The organism is Bacillus luti (genome assembly GCF_001884105.1).
GTDB classification, from domain to species: Bacteria; Bacillota; Bacilli; order Bacillales; family Bacillaceae_G; genus Bacillus_A; species Bacillus_A luti.
Map to the genome: position 1 here is coordinate 22177 of NZ_MACI01000083.1, position 15178 is coordinate 37354.

Genomic DNA, 15178 nt, shown 5'->3' on the forward strand with positions numbered 1-15178 from the left:
ATTATTGTCTACAATGAGAAAGTGCAGTATAGAAATATTAGAAACTGTATAAAGTGAAACTATACCCACTCGGGGTTTTACTACCCGTTAACGCGGGACAAAACGATTGTTAACTGGTTTTTTAGTTTAAATTTGTCATATAGAAAGGAAGCAATATGGAGGAACTACAACAAAATAAATCTGCTTTAGAAGAGAATGCGAAACCGTTATTAAAAAATACGAATTTCCTTTTTCTTTGGGCAGCTACTCTTTTTTCAAGTTTTGCTTTAGCCTTTTTTACATTTTCACAAACGTGGTACATAGCAAAAACATTAAACCTTGAAGCTTCACTCGGTGTTGTTTTCGTAGCCCTTAGTGTTCCAAGGCTTATTTTTATGATTGTCGGCGGCGCTGTAGCTGATAAATTCCCGAAAAAAAATATTATGTTTTACTCCAACATTATTCGTGCGATTCTTGTCGCAACCATTCTCACATGGTTTATCGTTGGTGATGTAACACTATATACATTTGCTTTATTCGCTTTATTCTTTGGACTTGCTGACGCTTTCTTCTGGTCTGCAGACGGATCAATTCTGCCGGAACTAGTAGAAAAAAGCCGTTTAACACAAGCAAATTCACTTACACAAATGACAAACCAAGCATCGGTCATCCTAGGCCCTGTACTTGGCGGTATTCTCATCAAATTTACGAACTATGAAACAATCTTTTCAATTACGATTTTACTGCTGATCGTCGCAGCCATACTCGTTCAAAAAATACACTTTACAGTGCCAGAACAGCAAAATACAGACAAAGGCATGTTCACTTCTATAAAAGAAGGAATCTTATACGTAAAGGAATCACCATTCCTTTCCACTTTCCTTATTTGTAGCGCCTTTCTAAACTTATTTTTAATTGGTCCGATGCAAGTCGGTTTCCCGCTCTTTGTCAAAAACGTGCTGCACGGTGACTCGCTCCAGTTCAGTTACTTAGAAGCATCTGTAGGCGGTGGAATGGCAATAGGCGCTGTCATTGTCGGATTAAAAAATATTAATCGTAGACGCGGACTATTTTGCATTATCATGATGCTACTGTCTGGTGTATTCTTCTTATCCATCAACTTTAGCACCGTACTTTGGCAAGCATTATTAGCCGGCATGTTTTACGGTATTACAATCGCAATGGCGATCGTCCCGCTTATGGCTATGATTCAATCGACAGTAAAAGAAGAAATGATGGGACGCGTAATGAGCTTGCTTATGCTATCATCAATGGGCTTTATCCCGCTCTCTTATGCATTCACATCAATCGCGCTTGCAATGGGAATTCCAATCGTAACCGTTATGAAAAGCGGTGCAATTGCGGTTATTGTCTTCGTACTATTTGTAGCGATTCGTGTGCCAGTTGTAAGAAAGTTCGATTAGATAATTAGAGTCATGTGTTATACGCATGGCTCTTTTTCAAATGGATCAAACAGCGATATCCCCTTCCTTCTCCTTAATGCAGCTCCCCACTCTAATCCAACCTCTAAAAATAGATCTCGCACTGTACTATATAAAAGAGCCCCAATGTCTTTACGAATTTCCCCATATTTATCTGCCCTCACAACACTTTTCACGCGCCAAATGAAATTTCCGTTCACTTCTTCATCAGCTAATATTTGCTCTAGTAAAACACCTTGCTCTAGTAACCCGCTCTTTTTATAAGCAAGCTCCACCTTACTCCACAGTAAGTTAATCTTCTTCGGGCTACTCGTCATTGGCACAAGTGCGTATATAAAAGGCTTCGGTATATCATGACGACAATACGTTTCATCAAGCTCGTACGTTACTTTTCTTTTCTCTTTTATTTGTGGAAGGTTTTTAGAAAGAATTGTTTCCCCCTCATTTTTTTGCTCATTTTTACTACAGCCAGCTGCATAATCCTCACTTTCACATGCGGACATTTTCATACGGTCATCCATGCGGTCAATTGCAGATGTAAGAAAAACATATAGGTTCGCACTATACCCACCGCGCTTATGTCTCTCTTTTGTCGCAACACGCTTTATAATTCCTAATTCCTCCAACTTTGCAATGGAACGGCGTACTGTACGAATACTCTTTCCAACATTCGTCGCAATCGTCTCCATTAACGGACAAGCAACTCCTACTGTTTTTTGTTTCTCATTTACCGCATATTTCCCTAAAAAATGAATAATGATAGAATCAGTTTTATTCAATTGAAATCGATAGCACTTCAAAACTTGTCTTTGGTATGTATTAAACTCTTCTTTACTTCGAAATTCACTGTATGGTTTCATTAAATTATATAAGCTTCCCATTTATATCACCTCATATATAAGTAAGAGGCTGGAAGGGAAATTGGCGTGATACTAAATATTTTTTTACTGGAGATGAAAATATGATTGTAATTAGCGCTTGTTTAGGTGGTATCGCTTGCCGTTATGACGGGAATGACAACCTCGTTTCAAAAATAGAGGAGTTACTGCAACAAGAAGATACAGTCCTCATTTGCCCTGAAGTATTAGGAGGGCTACCAACGCCTCGCCCCTCAGCTGAAATTATTGGCGGAAATGGCGATGACGTTTTGGATGGAAAAGCGAAAGTGATGACGAAAGATGGTGAAGATGTCACAGAAGCTTTCGTGAGTGGTGCTTATAAAGCATTAGAACAAATTAAAGATTTACACCCGGAATATATTATTTTAAAAGAACGTAGTCCATCTTGTGGTAGTTCTACGATTTACACTGGAGAATTTAACGGTAATAAACAAACCGGTTACGGGGTAACAACTGCTTTATTTAAAAGACATGGCTTTACAGTGATTTCAGAAGAAGATTTTGAAAATCAAAAAAGGAATTGACCCTGTTCGTCAATTCCTTTTTATCTGTCTTATTTCACGCTTAATTTTTCTTTCACTTTCGCTGGAAGCTCGTCTTTCTTCACTTCTTCCCAAGCTGTTACACCTTTTTTATCTGAGTGATATACACGTAAGAATGCTTCTTTACGAAGGTTTTTCACAGCTGTAAATTCTAATTCTTTTTCTTTACCTTCTTTATCAAATGCAGGTAACTTATACTCGAATGATTTATGCGGCTCACCGTTATCAGCTTTTTCATTCTTCTCAGTTCCATCAGTTGTAATTTGAACGTAGTACTCATCTTTACCCATACGGTTAATATCACAACCAACTAACAAACTTGCAAATACAACTAAAATACTAAACAGTGCAATGTATCTTTTCATTTCCTTCACCTCATATGTTTTTTCTTATATTCTTATCTTAAAGCCCCAAGCTTAAAGAAGAAATTCAAAAACATGACATGAACATTACACTTTTGTAAGATAATAATTATTTCTTCACTCTAGAAACCGTCATCCCGTCACCAATTGGAATAAGTACAGATTCTAACTTTGGATGAGTTGCTACCACTTCATTATAAAAAGCCTTAAGGGAGATGAATTTTATAATTCATCTCCCTTAAGGCTTTTTATCCGCTATCTCTTTACTAGCAATTTTTCTATTGTACCTATTACCGCCAATAACGTCTTTCACGCCAGTTTCGCCACTTATCACGGATTTTATCACGTAATTTCCTTATACCGTTTATTACACCTTCTATTATGCATTCTATTATAATGTCTATCACAAGGTATCTTATAAATCTAAAAATAGAACCTATAACGTACTTCAATATAAATTCAAAAATATCTTCCAGTACATATCCCCTCTTTCTATCCTTCCATTATAACTGGAAAAAAGAGAACTTGAAGCTCAAATAAATGATAAAGAAATTGGAAGTCAATAGATGAAAAAGGGTTTCTAAGTGATGAATTGAATATATATTTATTGTTCTCTAACTTTTGAGCGAAAGTTTTTTACATAAGTTTCATTCTTTCCTAATTCAAAGTTTTCGAGAGGTGAAATAATATGAATCCTATTTTATTAGATGTTCCGTTACAAATAGAAACAGACAGACTCATTCTTCGAGCACCGCTTCAAGCTGGTGAAGGGGATATAGTACAACAAGCTATTAAAGATTCCATTAATGAATTAAAGCAATGGTTGTCTTTATTTCAGTCCATTCCTACTGTTGAAGAAACGGAAATTCTTCTGAGAAATGCACATATAGATTTTTTGAAAAGAGAAAGCTTTCGCTATCTTATCTATCATAAAGAGACGAATGATTTTGTTGGAACTGCTAGTCTTCATCGAATTAATTGGAAGGTTTCTAAATGTGAAATTGGATACTGGATTAACACGCAATTTAGTGGCAGTGGATATATGACAGAAACAGTAAGTGCGTTAACAAACCTTGGATTTCAGTTATTCAAATTTAGAAGGATTGAAATACGATGTGAATGTAATAACACGAAAAGTCGTGCACTCCCTGAAAAACTAGGCTTTGAACTTGAAGGGATATTACGTAATGAAGATTTTTCAGCTGACGGCAAACAACTAACTGATACTTGCATCTATGCAAAAATAAAGTGAAATATTGATTAGCCTTGGTAATCAGGCTTTTACGGCAAAAGAAAAGACCTCCTTAACGATTTTATTCCATCGCTAAAAAGGTCTTTTTCTATTTCGGCTAAAAACTTAGCACTCTTCTGGCTTACCAGCATTCGTCGCTGTACGGAAAGATGATCCACATCCGCATGATGCGATTGCGTTTGGATTATCGATTGTGAATCCGCCGCCAAGCATAGATTGTTTATAATCAATTTTTACTCCTTTAACAATTGGAGCACTTTCTGTATCGATAACAAATTCAACACCGAAAAACTCAAGAACTGTGTCGTCTTCTTTTGGTTCTACTTCAAATCCTAAGCCGTAAGAAAGGCCAGTACATCCGCCGCCATGTACAGCAAGGCGCACATACTTCTCTCCATCTTCAGCATCTTTTAACATATCTTTAATTTGAAAAGCTGCTTGTTCTGTTACTTCAATCATGAAATACACCATCCTTTCTGTTCTCATTCCATTATACATCTTTACGCTTCTATCTTGTACTCATACACTCCGCGGCAAATTACTTCCGCAGGTCCTTTCATTAACACGTTTCCTTCTTCTGTCCACGCAATCATTAAATCGCCGCCAGCTAAATGAACGGTAATTTCTTTACCACGTTCCATCTTCCCATTCAAAATAGCAGCTACAACGGCAGCGCATGCCCCTGTTCCGCAAGCTTGCGTTACACCAGAACCACGTTCCCAAACGCGAAAATTCATTTCTTCATCGTTTAAAATCTCGATAAATTCAACGTTCACTCGCTCTGGGAACATTTCATGTGTCTCAAGAACTGGACCAAGTGTTGTAAGAGGTGCTTGTTCTACATCCTCAACAAAAATAACCGCATGCGGGTTCCCCATTGAAACAGCTGTAAATGCATAACGATGATTATTGTATAAGAAGTTTTCACGAATAAATGGCGTTTCACCTTCGCCAAGCATCGGTATTTCTTCACGTGTTAAACGTGGTGCACCCATATCGATTTTCGCTAATGTAACTTTCCCTTCTTCTACCGTTACTTCCGCCGTTACAATGCCAGCTAACGTTTCAATTGTGAAAACTGTTTCCTCTACTAGTTTATGCTCATACGCATATTTCGCTACGCAGCGCAAACCATTACCACAGCTCTTTCCTTCTGATCCATCATTATTAAACATACGCATCTTCACCGGAGCTACATCAGACGGACAAATTAAAATCATTCCGTCTGCTCCAATACCAGTATTAATATTTGAAACCTTTTCCGCCACAAGAGCTAAATCTTCTTCAGGAATTTGTTCTTCAAACATATTTACATATATATAACTATTGCCAAGACCATGCATTTTTGTAAAAGAAAATTGGCTCATTTATATTCACTCCAAAAATAATTTGTTATTTTAAGTATAGAATGCATGCTTTTAGAACACAATATGAATGTCCCCCGTTTCTCATATTTGACAACGTTTGGCGATAAGCCATTCTTACACACAGTGTGTAAGAAAAAAGCCCTTCTAAAAGGGCCTTTTTTTATTTATCTATAACCTACCCTCCAAAATAACGTTTTATCTAAAATAAAGTGAAACTTTAATCAGCCCTCACCAATCGGACTTTTATGGGCAGCCCGACCCCCCACCTAACTTCTTTGCTTTCGCTGAATTTTGAGGTGGGGGTCTTACTGCCCATTAAAGCGGGATAAAATGAAAAAGGCGCTGCTCATTCGCAACACCTCAAAACATTGGATTTTCATCCAAATAATCATATACATTATTTACAAGTTCTTCTACTGTCGCACCTTGTACAACTTCACCATTCACAAGTGCAAATGGTCCTTCAAAACAAATGCCACAATATCCTAAACAACCATATTCCATTACATCTAAATTAGGATCTTTTTCTAATTTCTCTAACGCTGCTTGTGAACCACTTGCAAGGTTACCTACACAAAATTCAATTAATGGTTTAATCAAAATTCTCCCCCCTGTACTACAAAACAAATTACTTTCTGACTTTATCTATAAGAAGAAAACTAAGCTGTTTCTCGTTGTTTTCGTCACACTTATTAAACTATTCAATTCCTTCACTGTTTTACTTCAAAGTAAATATGTTTCTCTATATAAATATATTCATGACGGCGCTTTTCGCGCCTCACAATGAAATAGTAACTAAAGAAAGAAAACAGTTTACTTTACTTTTCTTCTTATTGTACAACAGAGTATTCATTCATGCATTGTTATTTGTTCACAAATTCGATATAATTTGATTGAGTAAAGTCGAAATATTTTATTAATATAAAATTTTAGGATTAGGGGATATTTCAACAGAAAAGGGGTAATCCATCATGAAACACCTCGTAATACTGGGTGGCGGCTACGGTGGAATGAGAATTCTGCAACGGCTACTTCCAAGCAACCAACTTCCGGATGATGTACAAGTGACATTAATCGACAAAGTACCATATCATTGTTTCAAAACTGAATATTATGCATTAGTAGCGGGTACAATTTCAGAAACGCATATTCGCATACCGTTTCCTGAACATCCACGCCTCAATATTCAATACGGCACAATAACAAATATTGATCTCGAAGAAAAAGCTGTTCATCTTGATGGCGGCGAAGCAATCCAATATGATGATTTAATTATTGGACTTGGCTGTGAAGATAAATATCATAACGTTCCTGGGGCGAAGGAATATACACACAGTCTACAATCGATTGAACAAACACGTAAGACATATGAACAATTAAATGGCCTAGAACCGAATGCAACAGTTGCTGTTGTTGGCGCTGGCTTAAGTGGCGTTGAAGTAGCAAGTGAACTTCGCGAAAGCCGTTCTGATTTAAAAATCTATTTATTTGATCGAAAAGATAGAATTTTATTCCCATATCCAGAGAAATTAAGTAGATATGTAGAAGAATGGTTTGTAAAGCATAACGTTAACATTATACGAAACTCTAACATTACAAAAGTAGAACCGAATATTGTGTACAACCACGATGAACCACTTGAATGTGATGCAATCGTCTGGACAGCTGGTATTCAAGCAAATGAAGTTGTTCGAAACCTTCCAGTTGAACAAGATGGTAGCGGACGGGTTGTTTTAACAAAATATCACAATATTCCAAATAACGAGCACGTTTACGTTGTAGGAGATTGTGCAGCACTTCCACATGCACCATCTGCTCAGCTTGCTGAAGGTCAAGGAGAACAAATTGTCCAAATATTATTAAAACGTTGGAATAATGAGTCACTTCCTGATGAATTACCTGTTATAAAATTAAAAGGTGTTCTCGGTTCTCTCGGTAAAAAACACGGATTTGGTTTACTAGCAAATCAACCATTAATGGGGCGTGTACCGAGATTATTAAAATCTGGTCTTCTTTGGATGTACAAATATCATAAAGGTTAATACTTTAAAGGCTGTCTACAATGTAGGCAGCCTCTTTGCACCCATAAAAAATAATTATCAGACATATTTTTCTCAACATGGATCATGTTTTATTTTTCATTTTCATATTAAAAACTACGGATGAAAAGTGTATGCTATTTATAAGTTGTTTTATTATTTCCTTTAAGACCGAATTCATTCGGTCTTATTTTTTATGTAATACATACTTTTTTAGGAGGCATTACAATTCACTTATGAATGTAACGAAACTAAACGATCGAATAGAAATGAAGAAGAAAGAATTGGTCTATCTCGTTGAAAAGTACGGATTCAGTCATGATAAGGTAATTTCTTTCAGCCAAGAATTGGATCGCTTACTTAACTTGTTACTAGAGATTAAAACGAGAAAGAAACGGTGCTCTTTATAACCTTATTTTTCTATTTCTCTCTCTTTTTTGATACGATATAAAGTGAAACTTTAATCAGTGGGGGTTTTGTTCATCCCTCACTGATTATTAGCCTTCACCAATTGGGCTTTTACGGGCAGCCCGGTGAATAGCGAGATAACTAGAATCAGAAAGGAGCAATTTATGTTTATATTAAAAGACATTACATATAAAGATATACTAAATATTCCTTATTTACAGATTCAAAAAGAAAAAATCACATGTATTATCGGGGAAAGTGGGAGCGGAAAAAGCACATTGCTCCGCATGCTAAATGATTTACAATCTCCAACATCCGGTACAATTGAATATAACGGAAAACTAATTTCTGATTATCCCCCTATTCAATTACGACGGGACGTAGTCATGCTTGGGCAAACTCCACCTATTTTTGATGGCACGATTAAAGAAAATCTATTAATGGGACTTCGTCTTTCAGAAAAGCCATTTCCAAATGACGATGCCCTGCGAAGCGCATTAACGACTGTTAGCTTAGAAAAAAAATTAGAAGACAACGCTAATTCATTATCAGGCGGGGAAAAACAACGACTTGCTTTCGCACGTATTGTACTTATGGATCCACCTGTCTATTTATTAGATGAACCAACCTCGGCGCTAGATAGTGATACAGAACGCCGCGTTATGAAACAATTTACTATACTGGCAAGAGAAAAGAAAAAAACAGTTATCTTCATCACACACTCACAACAACTTCCAGAAGAAATCGCGGACGATATTATTGAGATTAGTAAAGCAAACGGTGCAACTAGAAAGGAAGTGCTCTCAGTTGAAGGGCGTTATTGAACTCCAAATTTGGCAACTTGCCGCTGCATATATTTTCATTCTTATTTTAATTGGACTTGTAAAATTAAAAGGCATACCTCGCGAAAAACAAATCGCGCTCGCAACGTTCCGTATGACAATTCAGCTCGTACTCGTTGCATACGTCCTAACATACGTATTTGAAAATAGTAACCCATTTTATACAATTGCTCTTATTACTTCTATTACTACCTTTGCAATTTTTAATATTTATAAACGAGTTAACATCCCAATGTCTAAAGAATTAAAACGAGTCGCCGCCCTTTCTATGGTCGCCGGATCAATTGGGCCACTTCTACTATTTATCTTTGTTATTATCGGTCATGACCCTTGGTATGCACCGCAATATATCGTTCCGATTACCGGAATGTTAGTTGGGAATGCGATGACAGGTGTTTCTCTCGGTGCCAATACGTTCTTAAACAGTATGAAATCGCAAAGAGGCCAAATTGAAGGAGCACTTATGCTCGGCGCAACACCGAAAGAAGCCGCTGCTTCGCTCATTCGTGACGCCTTTGACTCTGCCATTTTACCAACGATCAACTCTATGGTCGGAATGGGAATTATAAGTCTACCAGGCATGATGACTGGTCAAATCTTATCTGGTGTATCACCATTCACAGCCATTCAATATCAAATCGCCATTATACTCGGTATTTCAGGAAGTACTGCTTTCGCTGTTATTATCTTCTTACAGCTTGGATATAAGACATTCTTTAATAAGCGTTGTCAGTTGAAAGAAGTAGATTATGGTGCACGGTAATGAAAATAAAAAGAGGAGGCAATGTAATTTTGCCTCCTCTTTTCCCTACGCCTTCTTAACGAATTGTGATTTTAACTTCATAGCTCCGAAACCGTCGATTTTGCAATCAATATCGTGATCGCCATCAACTAGACGGATACTCTTTACTTTCGTACCGATCTTCACAACTGAAGACGTTCCTTTTACTTTTAAATCTTTAATGACAGTAACAGCATCGCCGTCTTGAAGAACGTTTCCGTTCGCATCTTTCACAACTTTTGCACCATCATTATTTTCAGCTTCTGCATCTTGGCCCCACTCATGAGCACATTCTGGACATACGAAAAGAACGCCATCCTCATACGTATATTCTGAATTACATTTTGGACAATTTGGTAAAGTAGCCATAAATTCATTTCCTCCGTTCATTATTTATACGTAAAAATCAAAATTGATGTTTACATCTCGATAAATAAAATTTGTATAGCATTTCTTTATAGTGCCATAGTCTCACGTTATTGACAAGCCTACCTCAAATTCTCATTTTTTATCCTTTTCGGCAAGAAGACTCCATCTGATTTGTGTTACGGGTGAAACCCAACAATTCAGGTGGAGATTAATTGTCGTCAGAAGGTAGGCTGAACTCTTTTGTTTCGTTCATAACAATTTGTTGAGGGCTAATATTTGTTTTTTTGTCTTACGATATAATCTTTCATAGATAAGGAGGGAATATATTGTAAGACAACGAAATTGGATAACATTCGGTTACTTGAACCAAAAGGAATTACGATGAAGACCATGTTCACATTTTGTTCCGTTTCGTGAAACGAGATTTTCCTAAGATAAAACATAATCTATCGAAAGAAATGTTTTGGTCTCGAAGTTATTGTCTTTTAACAATGGGCGGTGCACCTATAGATTCCATTCGTAATTACATTGAATCACAAGGAAAGAAATCATTTTAATGAACTCTCTAAGAAAGGTGGTGAAAAAAATGGCTAGAAAGAAGGCAGTGAAAGTATTACGGAAACAAAAGAAAAGAGAAACGATGCAACGGTTCACGCAGAAACAGAATATCGGACGAGCTTGCCTTACTGCAAAAGAATTTCGTTTACTTCAGCGCATGTCGCATAGTTCAAAAGCACTGCGAAATGTTGGGTTGTACACGATAAAACAAAGTTATTTGAACGATAACAGGATGGCTACTGTAAAAGAAGTGGACAATGCCATGCAGGCTGATATGAACTACTCGGGCGTTCAATCAAACTCTGTTCAAGCGATTCGTAGAGCCTTATTTACAGAAGTGAAGAGCTTTTTTAAAGCGTTGGAACAGTGGAAGAAACATCCTGAGAAGTTCACAGGTCGTCCGAAGTTTCCGAATTATTCTCGTTCCACTGACAAACGAATCATTGAAATCTATCAAGTGCCAAAAGTGGATGAGAACGGGTATTGGATCATTCCAATGAATGTTACATTTAGAAAAAAATTCGGTTCTATTAAAATACGTATGCCAAAAAATTTAAGAAATAAAAAAATCTCCTACATTGAGATTGTACCGAAGCAAAAAGGTCGGTTCTTTGAGGTGCATTACACATATGAAATGCACGTTTCTCAAATGAAGAAACAATCCACGACCACTAGTAACGCTTTGAGTTGCGATTTAGGTGTAGATAGATTAGTAAGTTGCGTAACAAATACAGGTGATGCATTTTTAATTGATGGAAAAAAACTTAAATCCATTAACCAGTACTTCAACAAAATGATACGTAATCTGCAACTGAAAAATATGGAAAATGGACTTTCAAAACGTGTTGTAACGAATAAAATGGCTGCACTTTGGCAGAAACGAGAAAGACAAATAAATGGTTATATTTCACAAGCTGTAGGCCTGTTGTTCAAAAAAGTGAAAGCATGCAACATAGATACGATTGTCATAGGGTATAATGTTGCTTGGAAACAAAAATCAGATATGGGAAAAAAGAACAATCAAACATTTGTTCAAATTCCATTTCATAAACTGATTGCAGCAATTGAGAATAAATGTATAAAAGAAGGTATTCGATTTTTAAAACAAGAAGAAAGCTATACTTCAAAAGCTAGTTTTCTGGATAAAGATCCGGTTCCAGTTTGGGCTAAGGACGATAGGACACAGTATCGCTTTAGTGGCAAACGAATCACTCGTGGCCTGTACCAAAGTAAATCAGGGACATGTATTCACGCTGATATGAATGGCGCATTGAATACATTGCGAAAATCCAGAGTTGTAGAATTGGATGACAACCTCAAAGTGAAAACGCCGATTCTATTAGAAGTGCAAAAACGTAAGGCTGTTGCTTCGCGCATAGCTTAGTGGGTGCGTCAACCATCTATGTGTACTCGACGCGTCGGGGCTTGTAGCACACGCCGGATTCATCTGAGTGGTGGCTTCTTCCATAAAGAAGAACTGCTCTTTTTCGAAAGGGTGGTGCAAGTGGGAAAACAATCGTTCGTTGCCAGTACCAACCAAAAACTTACTTGGGGTGTTACCATAAGGTGGCATGAATGCTAGAGCGTCAACTGTCTAGTGATAGATGAAAAGACCTAGTGTTCTAACTCAAGCCCCCACTGAAACGCTTTATCTCAGCGGGGGTAGTTGACTGTATTTTACAAAATTTCAATTCGTATGGTGTTTTGTATTCACATGTTTCGTTAATTAGCTTATTCGACATGTACTTCTTCCATCCAGCTACTTGTCTTGGATTTCACTACTATTAAGTGCTCATTTTCCCATTTTAGTTTGCCTAAAAATCTAGAGTAGACTACTGCATTCCCTACCTCTTCTACGAGTAATTTATTCACTACTCTTAGCCCTTTATCGTTATACACTTCACACATTAGCTGAAATCCTTCCGAACGATGAATTCCTTTTAATATAGCCGTTTTCTTTCGGCTTGGGCTCTTCTTCGGTGTTTTATCTACTAAAAATACAATCTCGTAATTCTCCTTCTGTATTTCCTGAAGCGCTTCATTCACATGCTCTTTAATCATTTCTATTGATAGTGTTGAATATTTTTCAATAGCTGGTACAACATAGAGGTGAACCAACTCACAAAAATGCTTATATTTCTCCTCAACTGATTCTAGATTTAAAAATTGCATATAATCATAAGGTACGGATATACAAATCTCCCCCAGGACCTCATGTAGTTCATAAGAAATATCTTTATTAGGGTTTGCTAGGCAATATATATCTATATTTTCTACAGTTTCTAATCCAAGATCCAAGCTACTTAACTTCTTTGAAAAAATCAATTCAAAAATTCTCATTTCATGTAAACGATTATAATGTTTTTTAGGCCGTTTCTTAGCCCAATCATAAAAATGAACATCCATCATACTACTTTTTCCTCCTAATAGCATTTACTTTTCTAATATACAAAAAGAAGAACCTTCACAAGATTCTTCTTTTCAAAATGAACGAGTTCTCACTAGAGCCCCCAACTATTTTCTTCAATGTAAAATTGATACTCTTCTAACTCTTCTTCACTCAACTTTTTATTATTCTCATGTACTTCTTGCCATTCAAAATAGTCTTCACTAAAATAAACAGCAAATTTAATTTTCACGTTTTTCTTCTCCATATAATCATAACCAGTAAACTCTACTACATCATACTCTTTTTCTTTCTTCACAAACTTCCATGTTGGATTATCAGTCATAACCTCTAAAGTAAATCCTTCACCACTTGAACGAACAACATTTTTAATATTTGGCTCAGTTGGTAAAAGAGAGAGTCCAAACATCGCTCCACCAAACACGATCCCAATTATAACTTGTAAACCAATCATGCCAGCAAAACTAGCGCCGCCTTTTGATTGCACGTAATACGCTTTTTCATGCTCAGGCATATCTTCTCCCTTATGTAAAACACGAACAGCATGCTTATAATATAAACGGTTTCCTTGCCATCCAGTAAATATCATCATTCCTAATTGAAGAGCTAAACTACATGTTAAATAAATCCCATCTGGAATATCTATAAAAGGAGTTACAACGATACTAGGTATCGCCAATAACGTAAGTATAATAAACAACTTATACATTTTACGATAAGCTAACCAAAAAGTTGGGAAGAAAAAGGCTACCCAATTCCACGTATTTCCTTGCGCTGGATTTTCTACTTTGCCCCACTTAAAGTCATAATAAGCTGTATTCTTTTTAACAACTTTATGTAAATCTTGCGTAGAAATTGTTTCTTGTAAAACAGTGTCCTTCACGTACATCATCCTTCTCTTATTTCTATATAACTTTATTGTATACATACAAAATGAAGGAATCTAACAAAAAGTACATATATTTCATAAAAATGAACGGAAATCGAATATATTCCGACAATTACCCGTTTCTTATTTCATTTTACTTTTAAATATATTAGAATACTTATGAATGATACGTTTAATACACTAAGTTAAGCATTTTACATATTTGATAATAAAAATGTTTCACATGAAACTATCTATATTTCTTATTATCTTGCTACCAGTTTTAATTCGCTACAACTATATAAAAAAACTAATAGAAAAAGCAATATAACTTCACATTGCACTTCCCACTAGTCCTTTATCACGCTTTTATATTCCCTCCTACAACTCCCAAATAATATTCATTTCTTCAAACGACGCTTTACTAACTTCTAACCCTTCACTATCATCCGTTCCAATCATCGCTACTTCTTCTTTGGATAACTTAATTTCCTCATTTGGATTTTTGATTTTTCTCTCATACACGAGTTGTAAAAGCTCTATTTGTTCCTCTGTTAGCTCATACTCTTCTTCCAGTCTTTCCATTGCTGATTCCGTATCCAGTAATGGAATTTCTAATAAGAATCCACCGTGCTCTTCCATTTCTTCAAATGAATCGATTGAATACGCACCGCTATCCTCAATCCAAAAAGCTGTTGTAATGAAAGGAACTGTTTCACCTTCTACTTCTTCTAATACGTATTGAAGTGCTTCCTCTTTCGCAATTTCTATCACTTCCAAAGGTGCCCCTTCAAAATAATTTGCTGCATCAATCCAATCGTCAATTCTCTCACTATTCACGTCTTGAAGACATACGATTGTGTATTTCGGATGAAAAGTAATTGTCCCTTGTCCACCTTGACTATCTTGCATACTATAGTTAATTCCATCCCATGAACTTTCATGCGCAAAATCAGGCGCATGCGCTACAAAAATTGCGCATGCAATCGACTTTAAAATGCACCCTTTCCATAGCCCTTCTTTATCTATATGTAATTTATATTTACTCATCATCTTCCTCCAT

18 protein-coding genes and 1 pseudogene are annotated in these 15178 nt (G+C 36.4%); 9 read left to right on the forward strand and 10 right to left on the reverse strand.

Features of this window, described 5'->3' with window-relative positions; translation table 11 throughout:
* Positions 1-155: 155 nt before the first annotated feature.
* A complete protein-coding gene (locus BAQ48_RS20750) occupies positions 156-1403 on the forward strand; it encodes an MFS transporter (protein ID WP_071712660.1) in 1248 nt (415 codons plus the stop codon).
* Between the two features lie 17 nt (positions 1404-1420).
* Here BAQ48_RS20750 and BAQ48_RS20755 read toward each other — a convergent pair whose 3' ends face one another.
* Positions 1421-2302 (reverse strand): helix-turn-helix domain-containing protein, encoded by an 882-nt coding sequence (locus BAQ48_RS20755; RefSeq protein ID WP_071712661.1) that lies wholly within the window; start codon positions 2300-2302, stop codon positions 1421-1423.
* An 80-nt stretch (positions 2303-2382) separates the two neighbouring features.
* Between BAQ48_RS20755 and BAQ48_RS20760 the strand changes: the two genes are divergently transcribed.
* Positions 2383-2844, forward strand: a complete 462-nt coding sequence (locus tag BAQ48_RS20760) for a 2-thiouracil desulfurase family protein (RefSeq protein ID WP_071712662.1) — start codon at positions 2383-2385, stop codon at positions 2842-2844.
* A gap of 29 nt (positions 2845-2873) precedes the next feature.
* Here the strand turns inward: BAQ48_RS20760 and BAQ48_RS20765 are convergent, their stop codons facing one another.
* A complete protein-coding gene (locus tag BAQ48_RS20765) occupies positions 2874-3227 on the reverse strand; it encodes a YxeA family protein (RefSeq protein ID WP_071712663.1) in 354 nt (117 codons plus the stop codon).
* Between the two features lie 106 nt (positions 3228-3333).
* Positions 3334-3453, reverse strand: coding sequence for a methyltransferase (locus BAQ48_RS20770; RefSeq protein WP_071712664.1), 120 nt, complete (start codon positions 3451-3453; stop codon positions 3334-3336).
* A gap of 459 nt (positions 3454-3912) precedes the next feature.
* Here BAQ48_RS20770 and BAQ48_RS20780 point away from each other — a divergent pair, with 459 nt between their 5' ends.
* On the forward strand, positions 3913-4476 hold the full coding sequence (locus BAQ48_RS20780; protein ID WP_071712666.1) for a GNAT family N-acetyltransferase: 564 nt from the start codon (positions 3913-3915) through the stop codon (positions 4474-4476).
* Between the two features lie 105 nt (positions 4477-4581).
* Here the strand turns inward: BAQ48_RS20780 and BAQ48_RS20785 are convergent, their stop codons facing one another.
* From BAQ48_RS20785 to BAQ48_RS20795, 3 genes are all read right to left on the reverse strand, one after another.
* Entirely contained in the window at positions 4582-4935 is a 354-nt protein-coding gene (locus tag BAQ48_RS20785; RefSeq protein ID WP_000573830.1) for a HesB/IscA family protein, read from the reverse strand.
* Between the two features lie 41 nt (positions 4936-4976).
* A complete protein-coding gene (dapF, locus tag BAQ48_RS20790) occupies positions 4977-5843 on the reverse strand; it encodes a diaminopimelate epimerase (RefSeq protein ID WP_071712667.1) in 867 nt (288 codons plus the stop codon).
* A gap of 360 nt (positions 5844-6203) precedes the next feature.
* Positions 6204-6443, reverse strand: a complete 240-nt coding sequence (locus BAQ48_RS20795; RefSeq protein WP_000595025.1) for a YuzB family protein — start codon at positions 6441-6443, stop codon at positions 6204-6206.
* A gap of 371 nt (positions 6444-6814) precedes the next feature.
* On the opposite strand from BAQ48_RS20795, the gene BAQ48_RS20800 reads away from it, so the two are divergent.
* The 4 genes from BAQ48_RS20800 (at position 6815) to BAQ48_RS20815 (ending at position 9895) form a co-directional block, all read left to right on the forward strand.
* Complete coding sequence (locus tag BAQ48_RS20800) at positions 6815-7885, forward strand: NAD(P)/FAD-dependent oxidoreductase (protein ID WP_071712668.1); 1071 nt, start codon at positions 6815-6817, stop codon at positions 7883-7885.
* Between the two features lie 233 nt (positions 7886-8118).
* Positions 8119-8292 carry an aspartyl-phosphate phosphatase Spo0E family protein gene (locus BAQ48_RS27700; protein ID WP_071712669.1) on the forward strand — a complete coding sequence of 58 codons (174 nt, stop codon included), beginning with the start codon at positions 8119-8121 and terminating at the stop codon, positions 8290-8292.
* A gap of 162 nt (positions 8293-8454) precedes the next feature.
* A complete protein-coding gene (locus tag BAQ48_RS20810; RefSeq protein ID WP_071712670.1) occupies positions 8455-9114 on the forward strand; it encodes an ABC transporter ATP-binding protein in 660 nt (219 codons plus the stop codon).
* Positions 9098-9895 carry an ABC transporter permease gene (locus tag BAQ48_RS20815; protein ID WP_071712671.1) on the forward strand — a complete coding sequence of 266 codons (798 nt, stop codon included), beginning with the start codon at positions 9098-9100 and terminating at the stop codon, positions 9893-9895. The genes BAQ48_RS20810 and BAQ48_RS20815 overlap by 17 nt, the downstream gene beginning before the upstream one ends.
* 45 nt (positions 9896-9940) lie before the next feature.
* Here the strand turns inward: BAQ48_RS20815 and phnA are convergent, their stop codons facing one another.
* Complete coding sequence (gene phnA, locus BAQ48_RS20820) at positions 9941-10282, reverse strand: alkylphosphonate utilization operon protein PhnA (protein WP_000212735.1); 342 nt, start codon at positions 10280-10282, stop codon at positions 9941-9943.
* 374 nt (positions 10283-10656) lie between these two features.
* Here phnA and BAQ48_RS27285 point away from each other — a divergent pair.
* Positions 10657-10839, forward strand: a pseudogene (locus BAQ48_RS27285) (transposase); the annotation flags it as partial.
* A gap of 29 nt (positions 10840-10868) precedes the next feature.
* Positions 10869-12224, forward strand: a complete 1356-nt coding sequence (locus tag BAQ48_RS20830; RefSeq protein WP_071712672.1) for an RNA-guided endonuclease TnpB family protein — start codon at positions 10869-10871, stop codon at positions 12222-12224.
* Positions 12225-12571: 347 nt separating this feature from the next.
* On the opposite strand, the gene BAQ48_RS20840 is transcribed toward BAQ48_RS20830, so the two are convergent.
* The 3 genes from BAQ48_RS20840 to BAQ48_RS20850 form a co-directional block, all read right to left on the reverse strand.
* Positions 12572-13249 (reverse strand): hypothetical protein, encoded by a 678-nt coding sequence (locus tag BAQ48_RS20840; RefSeq protein WP_071712673.1) that lies wholly within the window; start codon positions 13247-13249, stop codon positions 12572-12574.
* A gap of 92 nt (positions 13250-13341) precedes the next feature.
* Positions 13342-14136, reverse strand: a complete 795-nt coding sequence (locus BAQ48_RS20845; protein ID WP_071712674.1) for a DUF2628 domain-containing protein — start codon at positions 14134-14136, stop codon at positions 13342-13344.
* A 360-nt stretch (positions 14137-14496) separates the two neighbouring features.
* Positions 14497-15165: a hypothetical protein gene (locus tag BAQ48_RS20850; protein ID WP_071712675.1), complete on the reverse strand. Its 669-nt coding sequence runs from the start codon at positions 15163-15165 to the stop codon at positions 14497-14499.
* Between the last annotated feature and the right edge of the window lie 13 nt (positions 15166-15178).